Raw genomic sequence first — 23,741 nt, forward strand, 5'->3', positions numbered from 1 at the left:
TGGGCAGGAATTGTAAACTGAAATATAGTCAATTAGAAAACTTCCTGTGCCCGCCGGAGGGCGCGGACAGGCAATCGGTCGCCGGCGCGCCGCCGCTTTCCCGCCCTTGAAAAATAATCACACAATAATCGCCGCGAGGATGGCCGCCCGGCCCGCGCGGTGGTGTATGATTCCGCCGCGACCTTTAGGGAATAATTTATGGATTTTGTGCAATTACTTGACATGCTCGTCCATGTCGACAAGACGCTCGGCACCCTCATTGCCCAATACGGCACGCTGGTGTACGCCGTGCTGTTCGCGATCATTTTTTGCGAAACCGGGGTGGTGTTCCTGTTTTTCTTCCCCGGCGACACGCTATTGTTCATCGCCGGCGCGTTCTGCGCGACCGGACATATGCATCCCTTGCTGCTGATGCTGCTACTGGTGACGGCCGCCGTCAGCGGCAGCACGCTGAACTACTGGATAGGCGAGGCCATCGGCCACCGCGTCTTCACGCACGACTACCGCTGGATCAACAAGGACGCGCTGCGCCGCACCCACGAATTCTTCGAGAAGCACGGCGGCAAGACCATCATCCTGGCCCGCTTCGTGCCCGTCGTGCGCACCTTCGCGCCCTTCGTCGCCGGCGTGTCCGACATGACGCATGCGCGCTACCAGTTGTATAACGTCACCGGCGCGCTGATCTGGGTCGTCGGTCTGGTGACGGCCGGCTACTTCTTCGGCAACATCCCGCAGGTGCGCGACCACCTGACCTTGATCGTGCTGATCGGCGTCGGCGTGGCCGTCGTGCCGGTGCTGCTGGGCGGCCTGTGGAAACTGGGCCGCCGGATGCTGGGCCGCTAGGACGCGGCGAAGGCTGCGGCGCCCGCCGCAGCCGGCCCCCGGTAATTATTTCTCCTGTGCATGGCCGGCACGTCTCAAGTTTCCCCCTGTTGTTGCCGTATACCAGAGTGTATTTTTTACTTTCTGGAGTCCCATGCGCCACCTCATCGCCCTGTTAGCCTGCAGTTTCGTCACGACGGCGGCAAGCGCGAACGACGCGCCGGCGTCGGAAGCGGCCAAGGCCGCGGCCGTCAAAACCATTACCGACTCCGTCAAGCCGAAACCCGTGTCCTCGCCGATCGCCGGCAAGCAAATGCTGGCGCCGTCGGCGCCGGCCGGCGCGGCGCCCGCCACCCGCTCGAAGGAGGAGCAGGCCGAGGTGGACCTGTCGGCCAAGATCGCCGCGCGCCTGGCCGAGATGCGCGCCAACCAGGCCGCCCGCGTGGCGGCCGCCGCCAAGGCCAGGCGGGCCGCCGCCGCGGCCGCCGCCGCGCGCGCCGAGGCTCCGCCGGCCACGTTCAAGGCGCACGGCAACCACTGGTCTTACGAGGGCGAGACGGGGCCGGCCAACTGGGGCAAGATCAATGCCGACTGGACCCGCTGCGGCACCGGCTCGCGCCAGTCGCCGATCGACATACGCGACGGCATGAAGGTGGACCTGGAACAGATCAGCTTCGATTACAAGCCTTCCTCGTTCAACGTCGTCGACAACGGCCACACCGTGCAGGTGACCGTCAGCGGCGGCAACTACCTGACCGTGCAGGGCCGCATGTACGAGCTGATGCAGTTCCACTTCCACCGTCCGTCGGAGGAGCGCATCAACGGCAAGGGCTTTGAAATGGTGGTGCACCTGGTGCACAAGGACGCCGAGGGCAAGCTGGCCGTGCTGGCGATCCTGCTGGAGCGGGGCAAGCCGCAAAACACCATACAGACCGTGTGGAACAACCTGCCGCTGGAAAAACACGAGGTGATGGCGCCGTCCATCGTCCTCGACCCGCTGGAGCTGCTGCCGCAGCGGCGCGACTACTACACCTACATGGGTTCGCTGACGACGCCGCCGTGCAGCGAGGGCGTGCTGTGGCTGGTGATGAAGGAGCCGCAGCAGGCGTCGGCGGCGCAGATGGCCCTGTTCAGCCGCCTGTATCCGCTCAACGCCCGGCCCATCCAGGGCAGCTCGGGGCGCATGATCAAGGAATCGAACTAGGGCGCCGCGGGCGGAAAAAGCGCCCTCAGCGCGCGACGATGCGCTGCACGCCGCGCCACTCGGCGCCGGCGGCCAGCACGTCCGGCTCGATCAGCGCCGCCTCGACGCAGACGAAGCGGCGGTATTCCTCATCCTCCATGTCGGCCAGCGCGGCCGCGTCGGCCGCGCCGGGGTTCCACACGACGGCGTCGGTGAAGCCCTCTTGCTCCAGGCGCAGCGCGGCGTCGCCGGCGCGCAGGCTCAGCGGTGCCGGCAATTGGTAGTAGATACGGTCGAGCTTGTCGCTGAAGTGCAGCGCCGCCGTCTCCTGCAAGGCCATCGCGCCGCTCTCGTCGGCGAAGCGCACATGCTGCAAGCCGCCCAGCTCGCAGCGCTCCAGCTGCTCGACCAGGAAATAGCTGTGCAGCGCGGCCGAGAAGGGGAAGGCCGCCGTGCCCGTGTTGCGCACGCTGAAAGACAGGGCCAGGGCGTCGCCGTGCAGCGCGACGCGGAACGTCAGCTCGAAGGCGAACGGCCAGGCGGCCGCCAGCTCGACCGGCACATCGCCGGCCGCCAGGCTGAACTCGGCAAAACCGTCGGCGCCGTCGCGGCCGCCGCCGGCCAGGCGCCAGTTGCTGACGCGCGCGAAGCCGTGGCGCAGGCCGTCGCCGCGCGCGCCGAATTGCGGGAAGATCAGCGGCACGCCGCCGCGGATGGCGCGGCTGCCGTCGAGCGCCGAGCGGGCGCTGCAAAACAGCCGTTCGCGCCCGTCGGCGCTGCGCCAGGACACCAGGTGGCCGCCGTACAGCGTGACGATGGCCTGGGCGCCGTCGGCGGCGCGGATGCATACCGCCGGCAGTTTGCCAAATTCAGTCAGTTGCATCGCGTCTCCCTTGCGGTTCAGGTCTGCCGGCTTTTCGCCAGCGGCGGGTTCTTGGCGAAGTAGCGCCGGATGCCGGTGACGATGGCCTCGGCCAGCTTGTCCTGGTAGGCGTTGTCGGTCAGCTTGGCCTCCTCCTCCGGGTTCGAGATGAAGGCCGTCTCGATCAGGATGGAGGGAATGTCGGGCGCCTTCAGCACGGCGAAGCCGGCCTGCTCGACCGAGCCCTTGTGCAGCCGGTTGATGCCGCCGATTTCGCTCAGCACGGCCTTGCCCAGCTTCAGGCTGTCGTTGATCTGCGCCGTCGTCGACAGGTCGAACAGCACGCTGGCCAGTTGCCGGTCGTGGCCCTTGCTGAGGTTGACGCCGCCTATCGAGTCGGCCAGGTTTTCCTTGTTCGCCAGCCAGCGCGCCGCCGTCGAGCTGGCGCCCTTTTCGGACAGCACGAAGACCGACGAGCCGCGCGCCGTCGGTTCGACGAAGGCGTCGGCGTGGATGGAGACGAACAGGTCGGCCTGCACCTTGCGGGCCTTTTCGACGCGCATCCCCAGCGGCACGAAGAAGTCGGCGTCGCGCGTCAGCATCACGCGCATATTCGGCTGCTCCTCCAGCTTGGCCTTGAGGCGCTTGGCGATGGCCAGCACGACATCCTTCTCGCGGCTGCCGCCCCTGCCGCTGGCGCCCGGGTCCTCGCCGCCGTGGCCGGGGTCGAGGGCGATGGTGATCATGCGCAGCACTTTTTGCGGCGCGCCCGGCTTGGCCTCGGCTTTGTGCTCGGGCTTGTGTTCGGGCTTGGGCGCGGCGGCGGCAAGGTCCGGCTTGGGCGCCTCCGCCGCCGGTGTCGGCGCTTCCGCCGGCTCCGGCTTGGCGGCAAGGGGCGGCGGCTTGGCCGCGCCGTCGCTGGACCATTCGCGTTTTTCGATCATCGCCGCGATCAGGTCAGGCTGGCGCACCGGATACAGGTCGAAAATCAGGCGGTGCTGGTAGGCGCCCACCGGCGCCAGCGTGAACACCTGCGGCGTCACCTCTTCCTTCAGGTCGAACACCAGGCGCACGACGTTGGGGCGGTTCTGCCCGACCCGCACCTGCTTGATATACGGGTCGCCCGACTGGATCTTCGCGACCAGGCCCTTCAGCGTCGGGTTCAGTTCCAGGCCCTCGATGTCGACGACCATGCGTTCCGGGTCCTTGACGATGAAGTGGGTGACCTTCAGCACGCTGTCGTTTTCCAGCGTGACGCGGGTGTAGTCCTCGGCCGGCCAGACGCGCACGGCGAGGATCTGCGCGGCGTTGGCGGACAGCGGCGCCAGCACCGACAGCAGCAGCGTGCCGCCGGCCTTGAGCGCGGTGCGCCGGGTGATCGGCTTGGCGCTCACAGATTGGGGGCGAATTTGAGACGGTTGAGGCATGACAGACCCAGTTCAGACGACGCTTGCAATTTTACATCACGACCCTGGCCGGCGACCTCCAGGAAAATATTCAGGTCGGCCGGCGGCAACACCGGCGCGGCCTTTTCCGGCCATTCGACGATGCAGATGTTGGCGCCGTCGAAGTCCTCGCGGAAACCGGCGTCGAGGAACTCCTCGGGGCTGCCCATGCGGTACAGGTCGAAATGGATGACGTTGACGGCGCGCCCGTCGAGCTGCACGCGGTACGGCTCGGACAGGGTGTAGGTGGGGCTTTTGACGTTGCCGGCGTGGCCGGCCGCGTGCAGCAGCGCGCGCGTCAGCGCCGTTTTGCCGGCGCCGAGGTCGCCGTGCAGGTAGATCGCCAGGCCGGGGGCGAGGGCGCGCGCCAGCGCGGCGCCCAGCGCGGCGGTGCCGGCTTCGTCGTGGAGGTGGGCTGTAAAATGCTGCATCGAATAGAATGTCGTCTGATTGTCTGAGGGGTTCGCGGTTGCGGACCCGCCCATTGTAACCGCGAGCGTAAGCGAAGTCCGAGCATGTCCCCCACCGAATCCGAACTGGCCGAACTGGCGCGCACCATTAAAAGCTGGGGCGAGCAGCTCGGTTTTGCCGAAGTGCGCATCGCCGACGTCGACCTGACGCACTGCGAGGCGGGTCTGCAAGCCTGGCTGGACGCCGGCTACCATGGCGATATGGACTATATGGCCAGCCACGGCATGAAGCGGGCGCGTCCGGCCGAGCTGGTGCCCGGCACGCTGCGGGCCATCTGCGCGCGCATGAACTACCTGCCGGCGACGCTGGACACGCACTGGCGCGAGCGCGAGGCGGCGCGGCTCGACGAGCCGGGCGCCGCCGTGATTTCCGTGTACGCCCGCGGCCGCGACTACCACAAGGTGATGCGCGCCCGCCTGCAGCAGCTGGCCGAGCGCATCCGCGGCGCCGCCGGCGCCCTCGGCTTTCGCGTCTTCACCGACTCGGCGCCGGTGATGGAGGTGTCGCTGGCGGAAAAGTCCGGGCTGGGCTGGCGCGGCAAGCACACGCTGCTGATCAACCGCCAGGGCGGTTCCTTCTTCTTCCTCGGCGAGATACTGGTCGACCTGCCGCTGCCGGTGGACGAGGCGGAGACGCCGCACTGCGGCCAGTGCCAGGCCTGCATCAGCGTCTGCCCGACCCAGGCCATCCTCGGGCCGCACAAGATGGATGCGCGGCGCTGCATTTCCTACCTGACGATCGAACTCAAGGACAGCATTCCGGAGGCGATGCGGCCGCTGATCGGCAACCGCGTCTACGGCTGCGACGACTGCCAGACGGTGTGCCCGTGGAACAAGTTCGCGCAGCGGGCCGTCGTGCCCGACTTCGACGAGCGCCACGGCCTGGGCCAGGCGTCGATGGTCGACTTGTTCGCCTGGACCGAGGACGAGTTCAACCGCCGGATGGAGGGCAGCCCGATCCGCCGCATCGGCCACGTGCGCTGGTTGCGCAACCTGGCGGTCGGCCTGGGCAACGCGGCGCGGCAGGCGAAGGGCGCGCCGGACATCGTCGCGGCGCTGCAGGCGCGCCGGGACGACCCGTCGGCGCTGGTGCGCGAGCACGTCGAATGGGCGCTGGCGCAGCACCGCTGAGCGCCGCTACCTCACTTCAGCAAGCCGGCCAGCTCGACTGCCGTCTTCACCTGCATCTTGTCGAAGATGTGGGCGCGGTGCACCTCGACGGTGCGCATGCTGATGCCCAGCTTGTCGGCGACGACCTTGTTCATCTTGCCGGCCAGGATCAGGTCGAGCACCTCGCGCTCGCGCGTCGACAGCGTCGCCAGGCGCGCGTGCACGGCCGCCAGCTCGCCGGCCTGGCGCGACGTCGCCAGGCCCTGTTCGACGCGGTCCATCAGGGCGTTGTCGTTGAAGGGCTTCTCGAAGAAGTCGAAGGCGCCGCGCTTCAGGCTGTCGACGGCCATCGGCACGTCGCCGTGGCCGGTCAGGAAGATCACCGGCAGGCGCTGCGCCAGCTCGCGCCGCACCAGTTGCTCGAACAGGGCGACGCCGTTCATGTCGGGCATGCGCACGTCCAGCAGCACGCAGTCGCCCAGCGGGTCGAACTGCAGGCCGGCGCCGGCCAGGAAGGCCTGCGCGCTGGCGTAGCTGCGGGCGGCGATGCCGCGCGAGGCGGCCAGCCAGGACAGCGAGGCGCGCACCACCTCCTCATCGTCGACGATATGCAGCATGCGGTTCTCCTATTTGAGGTGCGCGACCGGCAGCGCGAAAGTGAAAATGGTGCCGCCCTGCGGGTTGGCGCGGTGGCTCAGCGTGCCGCCATGGAATTCGATGGCGGTGCGGCAGATGTTCAGGCCCATGCCCATGCCCTCGGCCTTGGTCGAGAAGAAAGGCGAGAACAGGCGCTCGGCGACGTCGTCGGCGATGCCGTGGCCCTGGTCGACGACGGCCAGCGTGACCTGCTGTTGGGCCGCGTCGCAGCGCGCCACCAGGCACATGACGCGGCGCTCGGCGGCGATGTCCTGCATCGCCTCGATGGCGTTGCGGGTCAGGTTCAGCAGCACCTGTTCGATCATCACGCGGTCGGCCCGCACCGGCGGCAGCCCGGCCGGGATGTCGGTTTGCACGACCACATAGAACTGCCGCGCCTGCAGCTCGATCAGCGCGCCGATGCCGTCGACCAGCGACTGCACCGACAGCGGCTGGCGCTCGGCGTCGCGCTTCTTGACGAATTCATGGACGCTGCGGATGATCTGGCCGGCCCTTTGCGCCTGCGCGCTGGCCTGTTGCAGGGCCGGTTGCAGCAGCGCGCTGTCGACCGGCTGGCCGCTGTCGGCGGCGCGGCCGAGCAGGTTCAGCGCCCCCGTCGTGTAGCTGGAAATGGCCGCCAGCGGCTGGTTCAGCTCGTGCGCCAGCATCGACGCGATCTCGCCCATCGTCGCCAGGCGCGCGCTGGCCTGCAGCTTTTCCTGCTGCTGCCGGTTGAGTTCCTCGACGCGCTTGCGGTCGGAGATGTCGAGTATCGATCCCATCCAGCCGGTTTGCCTGCCGTCCTTGTCGACCAGCGGCGCCTCGAAGATCAGCACCGGCACGCGCACGCCGTCGCAGCGCTGGAAGATGGTTTCGAACTGCGGCGTGATGGTGCCGGCCAGCACGCCGGCGAAGCGCTGCTGGTATTCGGCCATCACGTCCGGCGCCCAGTAGGGCATGGGCGGCAGCTTGCCCAGCAGCTCCTCGGGCGGGTAGCCGACGATCTGGCAGAAGGCCGGGTTGACGTAGGTGACGCGGCCCTCCAGGTCGCGGGCGCGCAAGCCCGTCACCAGCGAGTTCTCCATGGCCGTGCGAAACGACATCTGCTGGCGCAGCGCGCCCTCGGCGGCGAGGCGGCGCGAAATGTGCCGCCACAGCGCCAGCAGGCTCCACAGCAGCCCCAGCGACAGCGCGACGACGGAGCCCACCAGCAGGTTGGGCAGCAGGCGCGGGGCGCTCTTGACGCTGTCGGTAAACAGCGTGATGGCGGCGCCCGGCAGGTCGAGCGCGCGCTTGTGCGTGTAGACGCCGTGGCCGGGGCCGGCGGCGGCGCGCCGCGCCAGCACCTTGTCGTCGCGGTCGAGCAGCGTGATCTGGTTGTCCTGGGCGAACCACCACGGCACCATTTCGTCGAGCAGGCTGCTGACCTGGTAGGTGGCGACCAGGCTGCCGAGGTAGCGTTCGCCGCGGAACAGCGGCAGGTGGTAATCCATCAGCAGCGCCGCCGGCGCCGCGTGCGGATTGCCGCTCTGCGGCGCCGGCTGACTGTATTGCGCATTTCGCGTTTTACGTGCATGATCTGCCGCCGTGGCCGAGGCGGCGCCGAATTCGGCGGCGGCCGCCGCGCCGGCGTCGCTGGAGGCGGCCACGCGGCCCCGCTCGTCGACCCACAGCACGCGCCGCAGTTCGCGGCCGTTGCGCAGCAACTGGCGCAGGCGCGCCTGCAGCGCGGCGTCGCCGAGGTGGCCGGCGCCGATGTCGGCGCCCAGCGTGCGCAGGCTTTCCTCGTGGCGCGCCAGTTGGAAACGGATGGTTTGTTCGACCCACAGCGTGTCGGCGATCAACTGCTCCTGGCGCTCGTTGCTTTCCATCTGGCGCGCCTGCCACGGCAGCCAGAACAGGATCGCCAGGAAGAACAGCAGCAGCACGACCGGCAGCAGCCAACGCAGCGGGCTGGTAAATTGCGGACGGCGCGCGGGCGGGAACGGATTTGTCATCGCTAGCAGGATAAGGCTTTGATCGTCACGGGCTATTGTGGTTTTCCACAATAGCGGCGCGGCCCATAGTCGGACAGTATCGGCGATATTCAAATAATAATAGATTTTTTACCATAGGGAGACTGTATGAAACTGAAAACCATCCTGGTCGCGCTGAGCGCGGCCGTCAGCATCAACGCCTACGCGCAAGCGCCCATCGTCATCAAATTCAGCCACGTCGTCGCCACCGACACGCCGAAGGGCCAGGCCGCGGAACGCTTCAAGCAGTTGGCGGAGAAGGCCACCAACGGCCGCGTCAAGATCGAACTGTACCCGAACAGCCAGCTGTACAAGGACAAGGAAGAGCTGGAGGCGCTGCAACTGGGCGCCGTGCAGATGCTGGCGCCGTCGCTGGCCAAATTCGGCCCCTTGGGCGTGAAGGAGTTCGAAGCCTTCGACCTGCCCTATATTTTCCCCACCAAGACGGCCCTGTACAACGTCACCGAGGGCGAAATCGGCAAGAGCCTGCTGAAGAAGCTGGAACCGAAAGGCATCACCGGCCTGGCCTACTGGGACAACGGCTTCAAGGTGATGTCGGCGAACAAGCCGCTGCGCCTGCCGGCTGACTTCAAGGGCATGAAAATGCGCATCCAGTCGTCCAAGGTGCTCGACGCGCAGATGCGCACGCTGGGCGCGAACCCGCAGGTGCTGGCCTTCTCCGAAGTCTACCAGGCCCTGCAGACGGGCGTCGTCGACGGCACCGAGAACCCGCCGTCGAATATGTACACGCAGAAGATGCACGAGGTGCAAAAGCATGTGACCGTGTCGAACCACGGCTACCTCGGCTATGCCGTCATCGTCAACAAGAAGTTCTGGGACGGCTTGCCGGCCGACGTGCGCGGCCAGCTGGAAAAGGCCATGAAGGAGGCGACCACGTTCGAGAAGGCCATCGCCCAGCGCGACAACGACCTGGCGATGGAAGCGATCAAGAAGGCCGGCAAGACCACCATCTACACGCTCAGCGTCAAGGAGCAGGCCGAATGGCGCCGCGTGCTGGCGCCGGTGCAGAAGGACATGGAAGGGCGCATCGGCAAGGAGCTGATTGCCGCCATCAACAAGGAAAGCGCGAAGTAATGCCGTCCCGGCGCGCCGCAGCTCGCCGGCGCGCCCCCTTCCTTTCTGAAAGTCATCCACCATGAAACTTCTCGATCATCTGGAGGAGTGGCTGATCGCGTCCCTGATGGGCGCCGCCACCCTCATCATCTTCGTCGCGGTCGTGCACCGCTACCTGGCCGGCCTGCCGATTCCCGGCCTGCAGGACTACCTGATTCAAATTAACACCAGCTGGGCCCAGGAACTGTGCATCTACATGTTCGTCTGGATGGCCAAGTTCGGCGCCGCCTACGGCGTGCGCACCGGCATCCACGTCGGCGTCGATGTGCTGATCAACCGCATGAACCCGCAGTGGCGCGACAAATTCGTCGTCTTCGGCCTGCTCTCGGGCGCGCTGTTTACCGGCATCGTCGGCACGCTGGGCGCCAGCTTCGTCTGGGAGATCGGCCACACCGACCAGACCTCGGCCGACATGGAAGTGCCAATGTGGATAGTCTACCTGGCCGTGCCGCTCGGTTCCTACCTGATGTGCTTCCGCTTCCTGCAGGTGACCGTGCAGTTCCTGAAAACCGGCAACCTGCCGAAACACGACCATTCCTTCGTCGAGGGCCTGGACAAAGAGCTGGCCGCCGAAGCCAAAGGAGGCAAAGCATGAACGCGCTGATTATTTTCGTCCTGCTGATGGCGCTGATGCTGACCGGGATGCCGATCTCGATCTCGCTGGGCCTGACGGTGCTGACCTTCCTGTTCACGATGACCAGCGTGCCGATCGAATCGGTGGCGCTGAAGATCTTCACCGGCATCGAGAAGTTCGAGATCATGGCGATCCCCTTCTTCATCCTGGCGGGGAACTTCCTGACCCACGGCGGCGTCGCCCGGCGCATGATCGACTTCGCCAGCTCGATGGTCGGCCACTGGCACGGCGGCCTGGCGCTGGCCGGCGTGATGGCCTGCGCGCTGTTCGCCGCCGTCTCCGGCTCCAGCCCGGCGACGGTGGTGGCGATCGGCTCCATCATCCTGCCGGCGATGGTCAAGCAGGGCTACCCGCGCGGCTTCGGCGCCGGCGTCATCACCACCTCGGGCGCGCTGGGCATCCTGATCCCGCCCTCCATCGTCATGGTGATGTACTCGGTGACCACCAACACCTCGGTGGGCAAGCTGTTCATGGCCGGCGTGATCCCCGGCCTGATGCTGGCCTTCCTGCTCGGCCTGACCACCTGGTTCCTGGCGCGCAAGCACAACTACCCGCGCCTGAGGAAGGCCAGCTGGGGCGAGCGCTTCGCCACGTTCAAGAAAAGCGCCTGGGGCTTGCTGTTGATCGTCATCGTCATGGGCGGCATCTATTCGGGCGTGTTCACGCCGACCGAGGCGGCGGCGATGGCGGCCGTGTACGCCTTCATCATCGCCGTCTTCGTCTACAAGGACTTGCGCCTGAAACAGGTCGGCAAGGTCTTGCTGGACTCGGCGGCCATGTCGGCGATGCTGCTCTACATCATCACGAACGCCGTGCTGTTCTCGTTCCTGATGACCAGCGAAAACATCCCGCAGGCGATGGCCGAGTGGATCACCGGCCAGGGCCTGGGCGTGATCACTTTCCTGTTGGTCGTCAATGTCTTGCTGCTGCTGGCGGGTAACGTCATGGAACCCTCGTCGATCGTGCTGATCATGGCGCCCATCCTGTTCCCGGTGGCGATGAAGCTGGGCATAGACCCCGTCCATTTCGGCATCTTGATCGTCGTCAACATGGAGGTGGGCATGTGCCATCCGCCCGTCGGCCTGAACCTGTACGTGGCCTCGGGCATCACCAAGATGGGCATTTCCGAGCTGACGGTGGCCGTGATGCCGTGGTTGCTGACGATGCTAGGCTTTTTGTTACTTGTGACTTATGTACCACAAATCTCGCTGTGGCTGCCAAATTTAATTTACAGTTAACGCGATTCAAGGGTCCTTGCCGCAAAAAAACTGGGAATCTGCTTATTAAGTACGCTATGATGGGCAACTTTCCGGGAAGCGCGGCATATGCTTATGCGCCCCGGTAGCAAGGACAGGTATGACGGTTGGTGGGGAGTGTCTATAAGAACGGTATCGATACCGAGGATATATTGAGGGAGACACACGTTTCACAGAATGCTGTTGGAGTCATCGCTGCAAGCTGCCACAAGCATGCTACGGCGGGTCCCAAACAGTCGGGAACGTGGGCTGGATTTGAAACGCACCGCAAGGTGCGTTTTTTTTCGTCCGCCGTTTTGGCGCGTCCGTTGCGCGCGCGCGACGCCGCGGTTTTGTGATAAAGGAGTAAACTGGCGTGATGAAAAAACAACAGGGCAGCGAATTCTTTACGGCCATCGTCGCCGTGCCGTTCGGCGCCGTCGGCATCCGCAGCGAGGCCGGGCTGCTGCGCGAGCTGGTCTATCTGCCGCCGCACTTCGCCGAGAAGGACGCGGCCGACGCGGTGGCCGCGCTGGCGGCCGAGCAGATCGTCCGCTACTGCCGCGATGCGGACTTCCGCTTCGACCTGCCGCTGGCGCCGGCCGGCAGCGCCTTCCAGCAGCGCGTCTGGGACGCGATCGCGGCGATCCCGCGCGGCCAGGTGCGCACCTACGGCCAGGTCGCCAGGCACATCGGCTCGGCCGCGCGCGCCGTCGGCCAGGCCTGCGGCGCCAACTGGTATCCCCTGGTCGTACCCTGCCACCGGGTGACGGCGGCGGGCGGACTGGGCGGCTTCGCCAACCACGCCGACGCGGCCGGCTTCCACCTCGGCGTCAAACGCTGGCTGCTGGACCACGAAGGCGTGGCGGCCTACTGATGGCGCAGCACAACGGCGCGCTGATCGACGCCTTCTGCGACAGCCTGTGGCTGGAGGACGGCCTGTCGAAGAACTCGCTGGACGCCTACCGCCGCGACCTGCGCCTGTTCGCCCGCTGGCTCGACGTGGCGCGGCCGGCCGTGGCCGGCCTGCTCGGCGTCGGCGGCGCCGACATCGCCGACTATTTCGCCGCGCGCCAGGACGACACCAAGGCCAGCTCGTCGAACCGGCGCCTGTCGGTGCTCAAGCGCTTTTACCAGCTGGCGCTGCGGCAAAAGCAGATCGACGCCGACCCCTGCCTGAACCTGGCGTCGGCGCGCCAGCCGACCCGCTTCGTCCACACGCTCAGCGAGGCCCAGGTGGAGGCGCTGCTGGCCGCGCCCGACGTCGCCACGCCGCTCGGCCTGCGCGAGCGCACGATGCTCGAATTGCTGTACGCCAGCGGCCTGCGCGTGTCCGAGCTGGTGGCGCTGAAATCGGTCGAGATGAGCTTGAACGACGGCGTGCTGCGCATCACCGGCAAGGGCGGCAAGACGCGCCTGGTGCCCTTCGGCGCGCAGGCGCGGCAGTGGATCGAGCGCTATCTGCGCGAGGCCCGCGGCGTCATCCTCGACGGCCAGGTCGACGACGCCCTGTTCGTCACGGCGCGCGGCGGGGCGATGACGCGGCAGATGTTCTGGGTCTTGATCAAGAAGCACGCGCTGAAGGCCGGCATCACGGCGCCGCTGTCGCCGCACACGCTGCGCCACGCCTTCGCCACCCACCTGCTGAACCACGGCGCCGACCTGCGCGTCGTGCAACTGCTGCTGGGGCACTCGGACATTTCGACGACGCAAATCTACACCCACGTGGCGCGCGAACGGCTGAAACAGCTGCATGCGCAACATCATCCCCGCGGCTGAAAAAATTTGCATTTGTCATATCTGCGTCATAATGTGCGCTATGCACACGCTTGCATCATCCAAATTTAATAGAGGTAGTAAATGGCAAAGACAAATTTCCAATATGAAAAACGGCAAAAAGAGTTAGAAAAGAAGAAGAAAGCCGAGGAAAAAGCCAGGCGCAAGCTGGAAGCGAAGAACAATCCGAAGCCGGCCGACGAGGCGGCGGGCGAGGCTGAAGGCGAGGCGGGCGAGGCGGACGAGACGCCGGCCCAGCCCGAGTAAACCGGCGGGGGGCCATCCCCCGCCGTCACATCGCTCAGGCCACGTCGGCGGCCTGTTGCTCTTCCGGCGCGTGCCCGTCCTTGCCGCCGAAGAAGCGCGCGGCGCGCTTGCCCAGGTTGTCCAGATAGGTGTAGGCGACCGGCACCACCACCAGCGTCAGCAGCGTCGAGGTGATGACGCCGCCGATCACGGCCCGTCCCATGGGCGCCTGCATCTGGCCGCCGTCGCCGGCGCCGATGGCCATCGGCAGCATGCCGAAGATCATCGCCAGCGTCGTCATCAGGATGGGCCGCAGCCGCACCTGGCCCGCCTCCAGGATGGCGTCGTGCTGGCTGCGCCCGTCGCGCTGGGCGTGGTTGGTGAAGTCGACCAGCAAAATCGCATTCTTCGTCACCAGGCCCATCAGCATGATGATGCCGATCACCGAGAAAATGTTCAGCGTGCTGCCCGTCGCCAGCAGCGCCGCCAGCACGCCTATCATCGACAGCGGCAGCGACACCATGATGGCGATCGGCTGCAGGAAGCTGCCGAACTGCGAGGCCAGCACCAGGTAGATGAAGATGACGGCGATGCCCAGCGCGGTGGCGGCGCCGGACAGGGTTTCCTGCATCTCCTTGGCCTGGCCGCCGACGTCGAAGCGCACGCCGTCCGGCAGTTCGATGGCGTCCATGACTTTCTTGACGTCGCCGTCGACGTCGCCGATGGGCCGGCCCTGCACCCCGGCGTAGATCGCCACGCGGCGCTGCAGCGCCTGGCGCTTCAGCACCTGCGGGCTGGACGAGGGGACGAATTCGACCACCTGGCGCAGCGGCACCATCAGGGGCGTGCCGTCCGGCCCGGTCTTGCTGGACGCCAGCGACAGCTCGCCCAGGTCGGCGACCTTTTGCCGGCCCGCCTTGGGCAGTTGCACGTTGACGTCGTAGTTCTGGCCGTCGCCGGCCAGCCAGTGGCTGACCGTGTCGCCGGCGACGAAGGGCCGCAGCGCGTTGCCGATCTGCGCCACCGACAGGCCCAGGTCGCTGGCCAGTTCGTTGTTGATCTTCAGCATGGTCGACGGGTTGGCGCCTTCCTGGCTGTATTCGAGGTCGGTCAAGCCCTTGATCGGCCGCATCTTGTCCATCAGCCGGTGCGCCACCTGGTCCAGCTTGCCCTCGTCGGTGCCGAGGATGGCGATGAAGATAGGCTTGTCGCCGCCGCCTATGGACAGGGTGATGCCGGCGATCGGCAGCAGGCGCTCGCGTATCAGTTTTTCCAGCTCCTTTTGCGGCCGCCTGTGCGTCTTGTGGACGTCGCTCAGCTTCAGGTCGACGCGCGCCGTGTTGCGCCCGTCGTAGGTGCCGACGTTGGCGATCACGCTGTCGATCTCGGGGAAGGCGCGCAGCGCCTCCTCGACCTGGCGCACCTTGCTGTCGGTGTAGTCGAGGCTGGAGCCGACGGCCGTCTTGAAGTGCAGGCTGACCCAGCCCTCGTCCGTCTCGGGCATCATTTCGCCGCCCACCATCGGCAGCAGCATCAGGCTGGCGGCGAACAGCGCGAGGGCCGAGGCCAGCGTCGCCTTGCGCCAGCGCAGCGCCAGTTCCAGCACCCGGCCGTAGCCGCCGTGCAGGGCGTCGATGCCGCGCTCGATCTTTTCCATCAGCCGGCCCAGCCACGGCACATACTTGAAGCGGTCCTTGACGGGGTCGCGCCACACGGACGAGAGCATCGGGTCGAGCGTGAAGCTGACAAACAGCGACACCAGCACGGCGACGGCGACGGTGATGCCGAACTGCAGGAAGAAGCGGCCTATCATGCCCTTCATGAAGGCCACCGGCACGAACACGGCGACGATGGCGAAGGTCGTCGCCATCACGGCCAGGCCGATTTCATTGGTGCCGTCGCTGGCCGCCTTGTGGTGGTTCTTGCCCATGCCGAGGTGGCGCACGATGTTTTCGCGCACCACGATGGCGTCGTCGATCAGCAGGCCGATGCACAGCGACAGCGCCATCAGGGTCAGGAAGTTCAGCGTGAAGCCGAAGGCCTTCATGGCGATGAAGCTGGCCAGCACGGAGATCGGCAGCGTCAGGCCGGTGATGATGGTGCTGCGCCACGAGTGCAGGAACAGGAAGACGATCAGCATCGTCAGCAGCGCGCCCTCGACGATGGTTTTCTTGACGTTGTCGAGCTGGCTTTGCACGCGCTTCGACTCGTCGTCGACGATGCGCATGCGGATGTCGGCCGGCAGCGTCTTCTGCAGCTCGGCGAGGACGCGGGCGATGCCGTTGCCCACTTCGACGACGTTGGCGTCCTGCACCTTGGTGATGTCGAGCGTGATGCCGCTGTGGCCGTTGATGCGCGAGATCGAGGTCTGCTCGCGCTCGCCGTCGACGACGTCGGCGACCTGCTCCAGGTAGACGACGCCGTTGGCGCGGCGCGCGACGATGATGCGGCCGAAGCCGCGGGCATCCTTGATCTTGCCTTCGACGCGCACCAGTTGCTCGCGGTCGGCGAAGCTGATGTTGCCGGCCGGCAGGTTCTGGTTGGTGCTCTGGATCGCCCGCACCACCTCGTCGACGCCGATGCCCTGGGCGTTCATGTCGGTGGGGCGCAGGCTGATCAGCACCTGCCGCGTCGACGTGCCGCTGGCCTTGACCTGGCCGACCCCGGCCACGCCCTGGAAGCGTTTGGTGATGACTTGCTCGCTGAGCGTGGACAGCTCGCGCAGGCTGCGGCGCTCCGAGGTCAGCACCAGCTCGACGATGGGGCGCTCATTGTCGCCCTCGGCGCGGGCGATGAAGGGGTCCTTGGCCTCCTTGGGAAACTGCGGCCGCACCAGCGCGACCTTGTCGCGCAATTCCTGCATGGCCTTGTCCATCGGCGTGGACAGCTCGAATTCCACGGAGAGGCCGGCCCGGCCCTCCCAGGAGTTGGCCTTCAGCGTCTTGACGCCGCTGACGGTGTTGATGATGTTCTCGATGGGCCGGGTGATGTCGTTCTCGACGGCCTCGGGCGAGGCGCCCGGATAGTTGACCTCGATCCAGGCGTAGGGCAGTTGCACGTTGGGCATGCTTTCGACGCCCAGGCCCCGGTAGGAGAAAATGCCGAGCACGACCAGGGCGGTCATGACCATCGTCGCGAAGACGGGGTGGCGGATGCTGGTGTTGGTGATCCACATGGCTCAGTCCTTGCGCGCCAGCGCGGCCGGCGCGGCGCCGCCGACCTTGACGCGGTGGCCGGGTTTGACGCCGTCGAGGCGGGCGACGATGACGCTGGCGCCGCTGGCCAGGCCGGCGCTGACCTCGGCGTAACCCTCGTCCTCGTTGCGCAAGCCCAGCGTGACCGGCCGGGCCACCACCTTGCCGTGCTCTATCGTGTAGACCAGCGGCGCGCGGGCGTCGCCGCGCAGCGCCGCCAGCGGCACCAGCGGCGCCACGGCCGAGCGCTGCGTCGTCAGGCTGCCCTTGGCGAACATGCCGGCGCGCAGGGCGCCGTCGGCGTTGTCGACGGCCACATAGACGAGCATGGCGCGCGAGCCGGCCTCGGCGCTGGGGTTGATGCGCGCCACCTTGCCGGCGAAGTCGCGGCCGGGGAAGCCGTCGACCTTGAAGCGCACGTCCTGGCCCACCATGACGCGGGGGATTTCGGCGGCCGGCACCTGCGCCTCCAGCGTCATGCGCGACAGGTCGACGATGGTGTAGACGGGCATGTCGGGGGCCAGTTTTTCGCCGGCCTGGACGTGGCGCTTGCTGACCACGCCGGCCAGCGGCGCGCGCACGACGCTGTCGGCCAGCGCGATGCGCGCCAGCTCGACCTGGGCGGCGGCCGCCTTGACGCTGGCGCGCGCCAGCTCGACCGAGTTCTGCGTCGTGTCGTAGGCTGTCTGCGAAATGTATTTCTGTTTCAGCAGGGCCAGGTTGTTGGCCTCGTTCTTGCCGGCCATCGCCAGGCGGGCCTGGGCCTCGTCGAGGGCGGCCTGCTGCTGGGTCAGGCGCGCGCGCGGCTCGGCCGCGTCGAGGCGGGCCAGCACCTGGCCGGCGGCCACGGCCGTGCCCTCCTGCGGCGCCGCCTCCTGCACCTGGCCGGAAGCCTTGGCCTTGACGGTGGCTTGGCGCAGCGGCGCCAGCGCGCCCGACAGCGGCAGGGTCAGGCTCAGCGCGCGCGCGCCGATGGCGGCGACGTCGCCGCGCGCCAGCTCGTAGACGTCGACCTTGGGCGGTCCCTGGTGTTCCTCGGCGGCCGGCTTGGCGGCGGGGCGCAGCAGGGCCCAGCCGCCGCCGGCCAGGGCCAGCGCCGCCAGGCCGAGCACGGGGGCGCGCCAGCGTTTTCCGGACGCGGCCGGCTGGGCGGGGGAGGGGGGCGGGTTGTAGGCTGTCATGGTGGACTTCTTCCGGCATGGGGTTGGCGCGGCGGCGGCGTTGCGCGATGTTCGCACTGTACGGATGGGCCGGCGCGCCGGCCAGCGGAATGCGACAAACTGCCGTTAGACGCGCTTGAAATGCATAAACGGCGTCGCGGTCCGGCACCGCCGGGCGGCGCCGGCGCCGTGTTCGTTGCAGGATGGCAGGAAATGAGGCGGGAAAGGGGCTGTTGCAGACATCGTTGACGGCGCTCAAGGGGTGGTTTGGCGGCCGGGCAAGAATGGCTGGACACGCTGCGCGGCCGGCTTTTCCGGCCGCGGCGGCCGCTAGGGGCGGGGGTGTCTGGTGTCTGAATTGATCTCTGGGCCGGCCGCGCCGCCCGCCGCCGCCGGGCCGGCGCAGGACGCGCTGGCCTTGCTGAGCGAATTGGTCACGGCGCTCGAACGCAGCCCGCTGCTGGCCGTGCGCAGCGTCGACCGCAGCGGCATCGTGCGCTTCTGGAGCGACGGCGGCGCCGCCCGGTACGCCGGCGCGGCCGCGCTGGCCGCGCCCGGCGCGCAGGAGGCCGAGTTCGCCGCCGCCGTCGAGCAGGTCTGGCGCAGCGGCCAGGCGCAGCCGGCGCGCGACTGGCAGGTGCGCGGCGCCGACGGGCGCGTGCGCTGGATCTACGCCAGCCTGTTTCCCGTGTTCCGCGCCGGCCATTTGCAGCAAGTGTTTTGCATGGAAATCGACGTCACGGCGCGCAAGCTGGCGGAGGACGCGCTGCGCGCGGCCGGCGGCAATTTCCGCCAGTTGTTCGAGAAGTCGTCCGACGCCATCGTGCTGCTGCGCGAGCAGCGCATCGTCGACGTCAACCCGGCCGCCGTCGCCCTGTTCCGCTGCGGCGACGGGGCGCGCATGACGGGGCGGGCGCTGGACGATTTTTCGCCGCCGCGCCAGCCCGACGGGAGCGCCTCGGCGCCGCAGAACGCCCGCTTCGCCGAGCGCGCCCACGCGGCCGGCAACTGCCGCTACGACTGGTCCTACCTGGGCTGCGACGGCGCGCCGTTCTGGGCCGAGGTGCTGCTGACCTCGATCACCTTCGACCACGAGTACCTGTTCTACGCGGTGATCCGCGACATCTCGGCGCGCAAGGCGGCCGAGCGCTCGCTGCATCTGGCGGCCCAGGTGTTCGAGAACGCCCGCGAAGCCATCCTCGTCATGGACGCCGGGCGGCGCGTGGTGGCCGTCAACCGCGCCTACGCCGACATCACCGGCTACGCCCCGTCCGACATGGTGGGGCGGCCGTTCAGCGTGCAGCGCGGCGGCGCCGACGCCCTGTCCGAGCAGGTCTGGGCCGCCCTGGCGGCGGCCGGCCACTGGCAGGGGGAAACCGAGGGCCAGCGCAAGAGCGGCGCGCTGTACCCGGCCTGGCTGTCGCTGACGGCGATCCGCGACAGCGAGGGCGCCGTCAGCAACTACATGGGCATCCTGTCCGACATCAGCGAGCGCAAGAAGGCCGAGGCGCACACGCGCCACCTGGCCGAGCACGATTTTCTGACGGACCTGCCGAACCGCGTGCTGCTGCTCGACCGCCTCAGCCTGGCGCTGGTGGCGGCGCGGCGCAAGCGCAGCATGCTGGCCATCCTGTTCCTCGACCTCGACCACTTCAAGAACATCAACGACACGCTGGGCCACCCGGCCGGCGACCTGCTGCTCAAGGAGGTGGCGCGGCGCCTGATCAAGTGCGTGCGCGGCGTCGACACCGTCAGCCGCCAGGGCGGCGACGAATTCGTCATCATCCTGGCCGACATCGGCGGCATCGACCAGGCCGCGCACGTCGCCGCCAGCGTGCTGCAGGCCGTGACCCAGCCCTACCAGATCGGCGGCCATGAGGTGTGCGTCTCGACGTCGATCGGCATCAGCGTCTTTCCCAGCGACGGCGCCGACATCGACACGCTGGTGAAGAACGCCGACATCGCCATGTACCACGCCAAGGAGGGCGGGCGCAACAGCTTCCAGTTCTTCAACGCCGAGATGAACGCCCAGATCGTCGAGCGCGTCGGCTTCGAGAACGGCCTGCGCCAGGCGCTCGGGCGCGGCGAATTCATCCTCGAATACCAGCCCGAGATCGACGTCGCCAGCGGCGCCATGGTCGGCGCCGAGGCGCTGATACGCTGGCAGCATCCGCAACTGGGCCTGCTGCGGCCGGAGCGCTTCATCGGCGTGGCCGAGGAGTGCGGGCTGATGCTGCCGATCGGCGACTGGGTGCTGCGGCGCGCCTGCGCCCAGGCGCGCCTGTGGCACGACGCCGGCCACCCGCTGGTGGTGGCGGTGAACCTGTCGGCCGCCCAGTTCATGCAGAAAAGCCTGCCGGCCAGCGTCGCCGACGCGCTGCGCCAGAGCGGGCTGGCGGCGCCGCTGCTGGAGCTGGAAATCACCGAGGCGGTGCTGATGAGGGGCGGCGCCAACGTCGCCGACATGCTGGCGGCGCTGCGCCGGCTCGGCGTCAAGCTGACCATAGACGACTTCGGCACCGGCTATTCGCGCCTGGGCCAGCTGCGCAACTACCCGATCGACAAGCTGAAGATCGACCAGTCCTTCCTCGGCGCGATGCGCGCCGACCCGGGCGAGGCGGCCGTCGTCACGACCATCATCGCCATGGCCAAGGGCTTGCAGCTGCTGGTGATCGCGGAAGGGGTGGAGACGGCCGAGCAACTGGCCTTCCTGCGCGCCCAGGGCTGCGACCAGTACCAGGGCTTCTACGCCAGCGCGGCGGTGCTGGCGACCGAGCTGGGCAAGCTGCTGCCCTAGTGCCCTATGCCGTGGCGGCGTCGCGCGCGCCGTACAGGCGGATGCGCGCCAGCACCTGGCCGTGGTCGGAGGCTTGCGGCAGCGCCTGCAGCAGGTGGTCGTTCAGATAGGTGACGTCGAGCACCTCGCCGATGGCGTAGCGCGAGGCCGGGTTGAACTCCTCCGACACGAGGATGTGGTCGATCGTCATGTAGTGGCCGTCGTGGATGTTGGTGTAGCCGACGTGGCGCAGGTAGTCCTGGCGCGACTGGATCTGGTTGCTGTCGAACATGCGCCCGGCCGGCTCGCGGCAGGGCGCGCAGCCATTGCCGGCGCCCAGCACGATGCTGGTCGTGACGGCGTCGGCGACGTCGTTGAAGTCGCCCAGCACGACGCGCGGGCGGCCGCCGTCGCGCGCCAGGCCGGCCAGCAGCACGCGCAGCGCGACGGCCTCGGTGCCGCGGCGTATCAGCGAGCGCAGATTTGCCATGCCGACGGCCAGCGGGTCGTCGCCGCAATCGCCGTTGCGGTAGTCGGGCCGGCGCGATTTCAAATGGACCACGACGACGTCGAGGGCGCGGCCGTCGGCCAGGGCGATTTGCGCGTGCAGCGGCGGCCGGGCGAAGCGGTCGGCGTCGCGGCTGCCGGCCGGCATCGTCACGCCGGCGGGGAAGGCGGCGTGGAAGGCGGCCGGCGCCGCCAGCGGCAGGCGCGACACCAGGGCCACGCCCGGCGTCAGGCGCTCGGCCGCCGGCTCGGCCGGGGCGCAGGCGTGGGCGGCGTCGCGGTAGCGGCGGCTGCGGGCGAGCACGTCGCGCAGCGTCGCCGGGGCGAAGATTTCCTGCAGGCCGACGACGTCGGCGTCGAGCTGGTCGAGCTGGCGCGCCGTCCAGTCGACCTTGGCCGCGTACTGCTCCGCCGTGAGCGGCTCCAGGTTGTCGTACAATTTCGCGCCGGGCGGCGCCAGGTTGCAGACATTGAAGGTGGCAAAGCGGATTTCTTGCTGCATAATTCGATACTCCCATTGAACGATTAGCGTATCACGCATGGCCAAAAAAGAGCATATCTCCGAGACGCAGGCGACGCAGATGCTGCGCAAACACGGCGTCGTCTTTTCCGAGCACCCCTACGCCTACGAGGAGCACGGCGGCACCGCCGTGTCGGCGCGCGAGCTGGGCGTGCCCGAATACGCGGTCGTCAAGACCCTCGTCATGCAGGACGAGGCGGCCAAGCCGCTGATCGTCCTGATGCACGGCAATTGCAAGGTGTCGACGAAGAACCTGGCGCGCGCCATCGGCTGCAAGTCGATCGAACCGTGCAAGCCGGAGGTGGCGCAGCGCCATTCCGGCTACCAGGTCGGCGGCACCTCGCCGTTCGGCACGAAGAAGGCGCTGCCCGTGTACGTCGAGGATAGCATTTTGCGGCTGGAAAAGATTTATATCAATGGCGGGCGGCGCGGCTACCTGGTCGGGCTGGCGCCGCAGGTGCTGGGCGATCTGCTGGGGGCGCGGCCCGTGCAGTGCGCGCTGGCCGACTGAAAAGTCGCGCCGGCGCCGACGCCATGGTGTATATTCAGCAGCCCCGGCCGATAGGGCCGGATTAAAAAAACAAGAGGGATCAGATGAATACAGTATTGATGACGCTGGCCGCGTATTTGCTCGGCTCGGTTTCCTTTGCCGTCGTGACGAGCAAATTGTTCGGCCTGGCCGACCCGCGCACCTATGGCTCGAAAAACCCCGGCGCGACCAATGTCCTGCGCAGCGGCAACAAGGCGGCCGCCGTGCTGACCCTGCTGGGCGACGGCGCCAAGGGCTGGTTGGCCGTGTTCCTGGCGATCCACTTCCAGCAGCAGTTGCAGGTGGGCGACCTGGCCATCGCGCTGGTGACCATCGCCGTCTTCCTCGGCCACCTGTGGCCGCTGTACTCGCGCTTCGTCGGCGGCAAGGGCGTGGCGACGGAGCTCGGCGTGCTGCTCGGCATCAATCCCTGGCTGGGCCTGGCTACGCTGGTCACCTGGCTGGTAATCGCCTACGCCTTCCGCTACTCGTCGCTGGCGGCGCTGGTGGCGGCGCTGTTCGCGCCGTTCTACTACGGCCTGCTGTTCGGCGCCGACGAGATATTGTTCGCCATCACCGCGATGAGCGCGTTGCTGGCCTATCGCCATAGCGCGAACATCGGCAAGCTATTGGCCGGCAAGGAAAGCCGCATCGGCGCCAAGAAGGACGAGGCCGGCAAGGCGGCGAAAAAATAGTCCGCGCGCGTATGCCGTTCAGGGCGATCAGTGGCAATCCGGCAGATTGTCGTCGCCGGTAATGAGTGCCGAAAATTTTGCAGCGTAAGAATAGCCATCCGAGCCAATGCCGGGAGGTCGCCCGAAATCCTCGACATTATCGATTCCATAGCATGATGTTAGTCGTTTTGTGCTTGGCCACCAAAATAACGATGCATCTTTATTGTTGAACTTGGCAATTATCGATTGCGATTTTTCAACGACGGTCTTAAAGTCGCTGTAATATGCTGCCGCTATTTTTAGATCCGTAGAGAATTGACGTTCAAGCCTGGCTTGTTTGGCAAGAGCCAGGCGTAAATCTTCCACTTCCGTTTCAATTCCGGAAGATGGTAAGCCTGCATCGAGCAGCATTTCCCGCATTCTTTTGTCGTCGGCAAGAGAGGTCGTGTAAGCTGTGCCATGAAGCGCGAGAATCGCCCCGGCTGGTATGATTTTTCTTCTTGCCGCGGGAAATAGGTAATTGGCACAGCTGGAAGCACAAATCTCATCCACCTGGATGTCTAGATTTTTCTCTCTTATAAACCTTCCGAGTAACATGCCCGCTTCCGTATTGCCACCGCCGCTTTTTACTCGGATCAAAGTGGTTGCTGGAGAGTAGATTTTTCTATTTTTTGCAAATCCCCGTCGCTGATCGCGCCGGCCATATGTATGGTGGATGGGCTTTCTCTTGTAAACTCAGCGGCCTTGGAGCTTGTGTTTAAAAAAGTAAATAAAATTAAACATGATGCAGTAATGCGCATTTCAATTCCTTTA

General features: G+C 66.9%; 22 protein-coding genes. 12 read left to right on the plus strand and 10 right to left on the minus strand.

The genetic code is table 11. The annotated features are described in order from the left end of the window. Positions 1-198: 198 nt before the first annotated feature. Both OIK44_RS14605 and OIK44_RS14610 read left to right on the plus strand, forming a co-directional pair. Complete coding sequence (locus OIK44_RS14605) at positions 199-843, plus strand: VTT domain-containing protein (protein ID WP_273671603.1); 645 nt, start codon at positions 199-201, stop codon at positions 841-843. Positions 844-976: 133 nt separating this feature from the next. After that, positions 977-2,026 carry a carbonic anhydrase gene (locus tag OIK44_RS14610; RefSeq protein ID WP_273671604.1) on the plus strand — a complete coding sequence of 350 codons (1,050 nt, stop codon included), beginning with the start codon at positions 977-979 and terminating at the stop codon, positions 2,024-2,026. A gap of 25 nt (positions 2,027-2,051) precedes the next feature. On the opposite strand, the gene OIK44_RS14615 is transcribed toward OIK44_RS14610, so the two are convergent. Genes OIK44_RS14615 through tsaE form a run of 3 tightly spaced genes read right to left on the minus strand, consistent with a single transcriptional unit; the run spans position 2,052 to position 4,743 of the window. After that, positions 2,052-2,888 carry a D-hexose-6-phosphate mutarotase gene (locus OIK44_RS14615; RefSeq protein ID WP_273671606.1) on the minus strand — a complete coding sequence of 279 codons (837 nt, stop codon included), beginning with the start codon at positions 2,886-2,888 and terminating at the stop codon, positions 2,052-2,054. A 17-nt stretch (positions 2,889-2,905) separates the two neighbouring features. After that, the gene (locus tag OIK44_RS14620) at positions 2,906-4,294 is read right to left on the minus strand and encodes an N-acetylmuramoyl-L-alanine amidase (RefSeq protein WP_273671608.1); all 1,389 of its coding nucleotides are present in this window, start codon (positions 4,292-4,294) and stop codon (positions 2,906-2,908) included. After that, a complete protein-coding gene (gene tsaE, locus OIK44_RS14625) occupies positions 4,258-4,743 on the minus strand; it encodes a tRNA (adenosine(37)-N6)-threonylcarbamoyltransferase complex ATPase subunit type 1 TsaE (RefSeq protein WP_273671609.1) in 486 nt (161 codons plus the stop codon). The genes OIK44_RS14620 and tsaE overlap by 37 nt, the downstream gene beginning before the upstream one ends. 84 nt (positions 4,744-4,827) lie before the next feature. Here tsaE and queG point away from each other — a divergent pair, with 84 nt between their 5' ends. Next, positions 4,828-5,913 carry a tRNA epoxyqueuosine(34) reductase QueG gene (gene queG / locus OIK44_RS14630; protein WP_273671610.1) on the plus strand — a complete coding sequence of 362 codons (1,086 nt, stop codon included), beginning with the start codon at positions 4,828-4,830 and terminating at the stop codon, positions 5,911-5,913. A gap of 11 nt (positions 5,914-5,924) precedes the next feature. On the opposite strand, the gene OIK44_RS14635 is transcribed toward queG, so the two are convergent. Together OIK44_RS14635 and OIK44_RS14640 are read right to left on the minus strand one after the other, a co-directional pair. Further along, positions 5,925-6,509: a response regulator transcription factor gene (locus OIK44_RS14635; protein ID WP_273671611.1), complete on the minus strand. Its 585-nt coding sequence runs from the start codon at positions 6,507-6,509 to the stop codon at positions 5,925-5,927. Between the two features lie 9 nt (positions 6,510-6,518). Further along, complete coding sequence (locus OIK44_RS14640; RefSeq protein WP_273671612.1) at positions 6,519-8,525, minus strand: two-component system sensor histidine kinase NtrB; 2,007 nt, start codon at positions 8,523-8,525, stop codon at positions 6,519-6,521. Positions 8,526-8,651: 126 nt separating this feature from the next. On the opposite strand from OIK44_RS14640, the gene OIK44_RS14645 reads away from it, so the two are divergent. From OIK44_RS14645 to OIK44_RS14670, 6 genes are all read left to right on the plus strand, one after another. Further along, on the plus strand, positions 8,652-9,638 hold the full coding sequence (locus tag OIK44_RS14645; protein WP_273671613.1) for a TRAP transporter substrate-binding protein: 987 nt from the start codon (positions 8,652-8,654) through the stop codon (positions 9,636-9,638). A 61-nt stretch (positions 9,639-9,699) separates the two neighbouring features. Then, on the plus strand, positions 9,700-10,272 hold the full coding sequence (locus OIK44_RS14650; RefSeq protein ID WP_273671614.1) for a TRAP transporter small permease: 573 nt from the start codon (positions 9,700-9,702) through the stop codon (positions 10,270-10,272). Next, positions 10,269-11,549: a TRAP transporter large permease gene (locus OIK44_RS14655; RefSeq protein ID WP_273671615.1), complete on the plus strand. Its 1,281-nt coding sequence runs from the start codon at positions 10,269-10,271 to the stop codon at positions 11,547-11,549. Before OIK44_RS14650 ends, OIK44_RS14655 begins: the two co-directional genes overlap by 4 nt. A 376-nt stretch (positions 11,550-11,925) precedes the next feature. Beyond that, the gene (locus OIK44_RS14660; protein ID WP_273671990.1) at positions 11,926-12,423 is read left to right on the plus strand and encodes a methylated-DNA--[protein]-cysteine S-methyltransferase; all 498 of its coding nucleotides are present in this window, start codon (positions 11,926-11,928) and stop codon (positions 12,421-12,423) included. Then, positions 12,423-13,325, plus strand: coding sequence for a site-specific tyrosine recombinase XerD (gene xerD / locus OIK44_RS14665; RefSeq protein WP_273671616.1), 903 nt, complete (start codon positions 12,423-12,425; stop codon positions 13,323-13,325). The genes OIK44_RS14660 and xerD overlap by 1 nt, the downstream gene beginning before the upstream one ends. An 81-nt stretch (positions 13,326-13,406) precedes the next feature. Beyond that, positions 13,407-13,589 carry a hypothetical protein gene (locus tag OIK44_RS14670; protein ID WP_273671617.1) on the plus strand — a complete coding sequence of 61 codons (183 nt, stop codon included), beginning with the start codon at positions 13,407-13,409 and terminating at the stop codon, positions 13,587-13,589. 34 nt (positions 13,590-13,623) lie between these two features. Here OIK44_RS14670 and OIK44_RS14675 read toward each other — a convergent pair whose 3' ends face one another. Next, on the minus strand, positions 13,624-16,743 hold the full coding sequence (locus OIK44_RS14675; protein ID WP_273671618.1) for an efflux RND transporter permease subunit: 3,120 nt from the start codon (positions 16,741-16,743) through the stop codon (positions 13,624-13,626). A gap of 3 nt (positions 16,744-16,746) precedes the next feature. Next, positions 16,747-17,943, minus strand: a complete 1,197-nt coding sequence (locus tag OIK44_RS14680) for an efflux RND transporter periplasmic adaptor subunit (RefSeq protein ID WP_273671619.1) — start codon at positions 17,941-17,943, stop codon at positions 16,747-16,749. Between the two features lie 328 nt (positions 17,944-18,271). On the opposite strand from OIK44_RS14680, the gene OIK44_RS14685 reads away from it, so the two are divergent. Continuing rightward, a complete protein-coding gene (locus tag OIK44_RS14685; protein WP_273671620.1) occupies positions 18,272-20,719 on the plus strand; it encodes a sensor domain-containing protein in 2,448 nt (815 codons plus the stop codon). Between the two features lie 4 nt (positions 20,720-20,723). On the opposite strand, the gene OIK44_RS14690 is transcribed toward OIK44_RS14685, so the two are convergent. Continuing rightward, entirely contained in the window at positions 20,724-21,707 is a 984-nt protein-coding gene (locus tag OIK44_RS14690) for an endonuclease/exonuclease/phosphatase family protein (RefSeq protein ID WP_273671621.1), read from the minus strand. Positions 21,708-21,744: 37 nt separating this feature from the next. On the opposite strand from OIK44_RS14690, the gene ybaK reads away from it, so the two are divergent. Together ybaK and plsY are read left to right on the plus strand one after the other, a co-directional pair. Next, positions 21,745-22,236 carry a Cys-tRNA(Pro) deacylase gene (gene ybaK / locus OIK44_RS14695; protein WP_273671622.1) on the plus strand — a complete coding sequence of 164 codons (492 nt, stop codon included), beginning with the start codon at positions 21,745-21,747 and terminating at the stop codon, positions 22,234-22,236. A gap of 83 nt (positions 22,237-22,319) precedes the next feature. Further along, positions 22,320-22,949: a glycerol-3-phosphate 1-O-acyltransferase PlsY gene (gene plsY / locus OIK44_RS14700; protein WP_273671624.1), complete on the plus strand. Its 630-nt coding sequence runs from the start codon at positions 22,320-22,322 to the stop codon at positions 22,947-22,949. Positions 22,950-22,976: 27 nt separating this feature from the next. On the opposite strand, the gene OIK44_RS14705 is transcribed toward plsY, so the two are convergent. Both OIK44_RS14705 and OIK44_RS14710 read right to left on the minus strand, forming a co-directional pair. Next, positions 22,977-23,567: a hypothetical protein gene (locus OIK44_RS14705; RefSeq protein ID WP_273671625.1), complete on the minus strand. Its 591-nt coding sequence runs from the start codon at positions 23,565-23,567 to the stop codon at positions 22,977-22,979. Continuing rightward, positions 23,564-23,728 (minus strand): hypothetical protein, encoded by a 165-nt coding sequence (locus tag OIK44_RS14710; protein WP_273671626.1) that lies wholly within the window; start codon positions 23,726-23,728, stop codon positions 23,564-23,566. The genes OIK44_RS14705 and OIK44_RS14710 overlap by 4 nt, the downstream gene beginning before the upstream one ends. Positions 23,729-23,741: the final 13 nt, after the last annotated feature.

The organism is Janthinobacterium fluminis, from assembly GCF_028595325.1.
In the GTDB taxonomy this organism is placed as follows: Bacteria; Pseudomonadota; Gammaproteobacteria; order Burkholderiales; family Burkholderiaceae_D; genus Janthinobacterium; species Janthinobacterium fluminis.

Bases quoted from the DNA above. Each gene is read 5' to 3' on its own strand.
- OIK44_RS14605 (WP_273671603.1), top strand. From the start codon at position 199: ATGGATTTTGTGCAATTACTTGACATGCTCGTCCATGTCGACAAGACG.
- OIK44_RS14610 (WP_273671604.1), top strand. From the start codon at position 977: ATGCGCCACCTCATCGCCCTGTTAGCCTGCAGTTTCGTCACGACGGCG.
- OIK44_RS14615 (WP_273671606.1), bottom strand. From the start codon at position 2,888: ATGCAACTGACTGAATTTGGCAAACTGCCGGCGGTATGCATCCGCGCC.
- OIK44_RS14620 (WP_273671608.1), bottom strand. From the start codon at position 4,294: ATGCCTCAACCGTCTCAAATTCGCCCCCAATCTGTGAGCGCCAAGCCG.
- tsaE (WP_273671609.1), bottom strand. From the start codon at position 4,743: ATGCAGCATTTTACAGCCCACCTCCACGACGAAGCCGGCACCGCCGCG.
- queG (WP_273671610.1), top strand. From the start codon at position 4,828: ATGTCCCCCACCGAATCCGAACTGGCCGAACTGGCGCGCACCATTAAA.
- OIK44_RS14635 (WP_273671611.1), bottom strand. From the start codon at position 6,509: ATGCTGCATATCGTCGACGATGAGGAGGTGGTGCGCGCCTCGCTGTCC.
- OIK44_RS14640 (WP_273671612.1), bottom strand. From the start codon at position 8,525: ATGACAAATCCGTTCCCGCCCGCGCGCCGTCCGCAATTTACCAGCCCG.
- OIK44_RS14645 (WP_273671613.1), top strand. From the start codon at position 8,652: ATGAAACTGAAAACCATCCTGGTCGCGCTGAGCGCGGCCGTCAGCATC.
- OIK44_RS14650 (WP_273671614.1), top strand. From the start codon at position 9,700: ATGAAACTTCTCGATCATCTGGAGGAGTGGCTGATCGCGTCCCTGATG.
- OIK44_RS14655 (WP_273671615.1), top strand. From the start codon at position 10,269: ATGAACGCGCTGATTATTTTCGTCCTGCTGATGGCGCTGATGCTGACC.
- OIK44_RS14660 (WP_273671990.1), top strand. From the start codon at position 11,926: ATGAAAAAACAACAGGGCAGCGAATTCTTTACGGCCATCGTCGCCGTG.
- xerD (WP_273671616.1), top strand. From the start codon at position 12,423: ATGGCGCAGCACAACGGCGCGCTGATCGACGCCTTCTGCGACAGCCTG.
- OIK44_RS14670 (WP_273671617.1), top strand. From the start codon at position 13,407: ATGGCAAAGACAAATTTCCAATATGAAAAACGGCAAAAAGAGTTAGAA.
- OIK44_RS14675 (WP_273671618.1), bottom strand. From the start codon at position 16,743: ATGTGGATCACCAACACCAGCATCCGCCACCCCGTCTTCGCGACGATG.
- OIK44_RS14680 (WP_273671619.1), bottom strand. From the start codon at position 17,943: ATGACAGCCTACAACCCGCCCCCCTCCCCCGCCCAGCCGGCCGCGTCC.
- OIK44_RS14690 (WP_273671621.1), bottom strand. From the start codon at position 21,707: ATGCAGCAAGAAATCCGCTTTGCCACCTTCAATGTCTGCAACCTGGCG.
- ybaK (WP_273671622.1), top strand. From the start codon at position 21,745: ATGGCCAAAAAAGAGCATATCTCCGAGACGCAGGCGACGCAGATGCTG.
- plsY (WP_273671624.1), top strand. From the start codon at position 22,320: ATGAATACAGTATTGATGACGCTGGCCGCGTATTTGCTCGGCTCGGTT.
- OIK44_RS14710 (WP_273671626.1), bottom strand. From the start codon at position 23,728: ATGCGCATTACTGCATCATGTTTAATTTTATTTACTTTTTTAAACACA.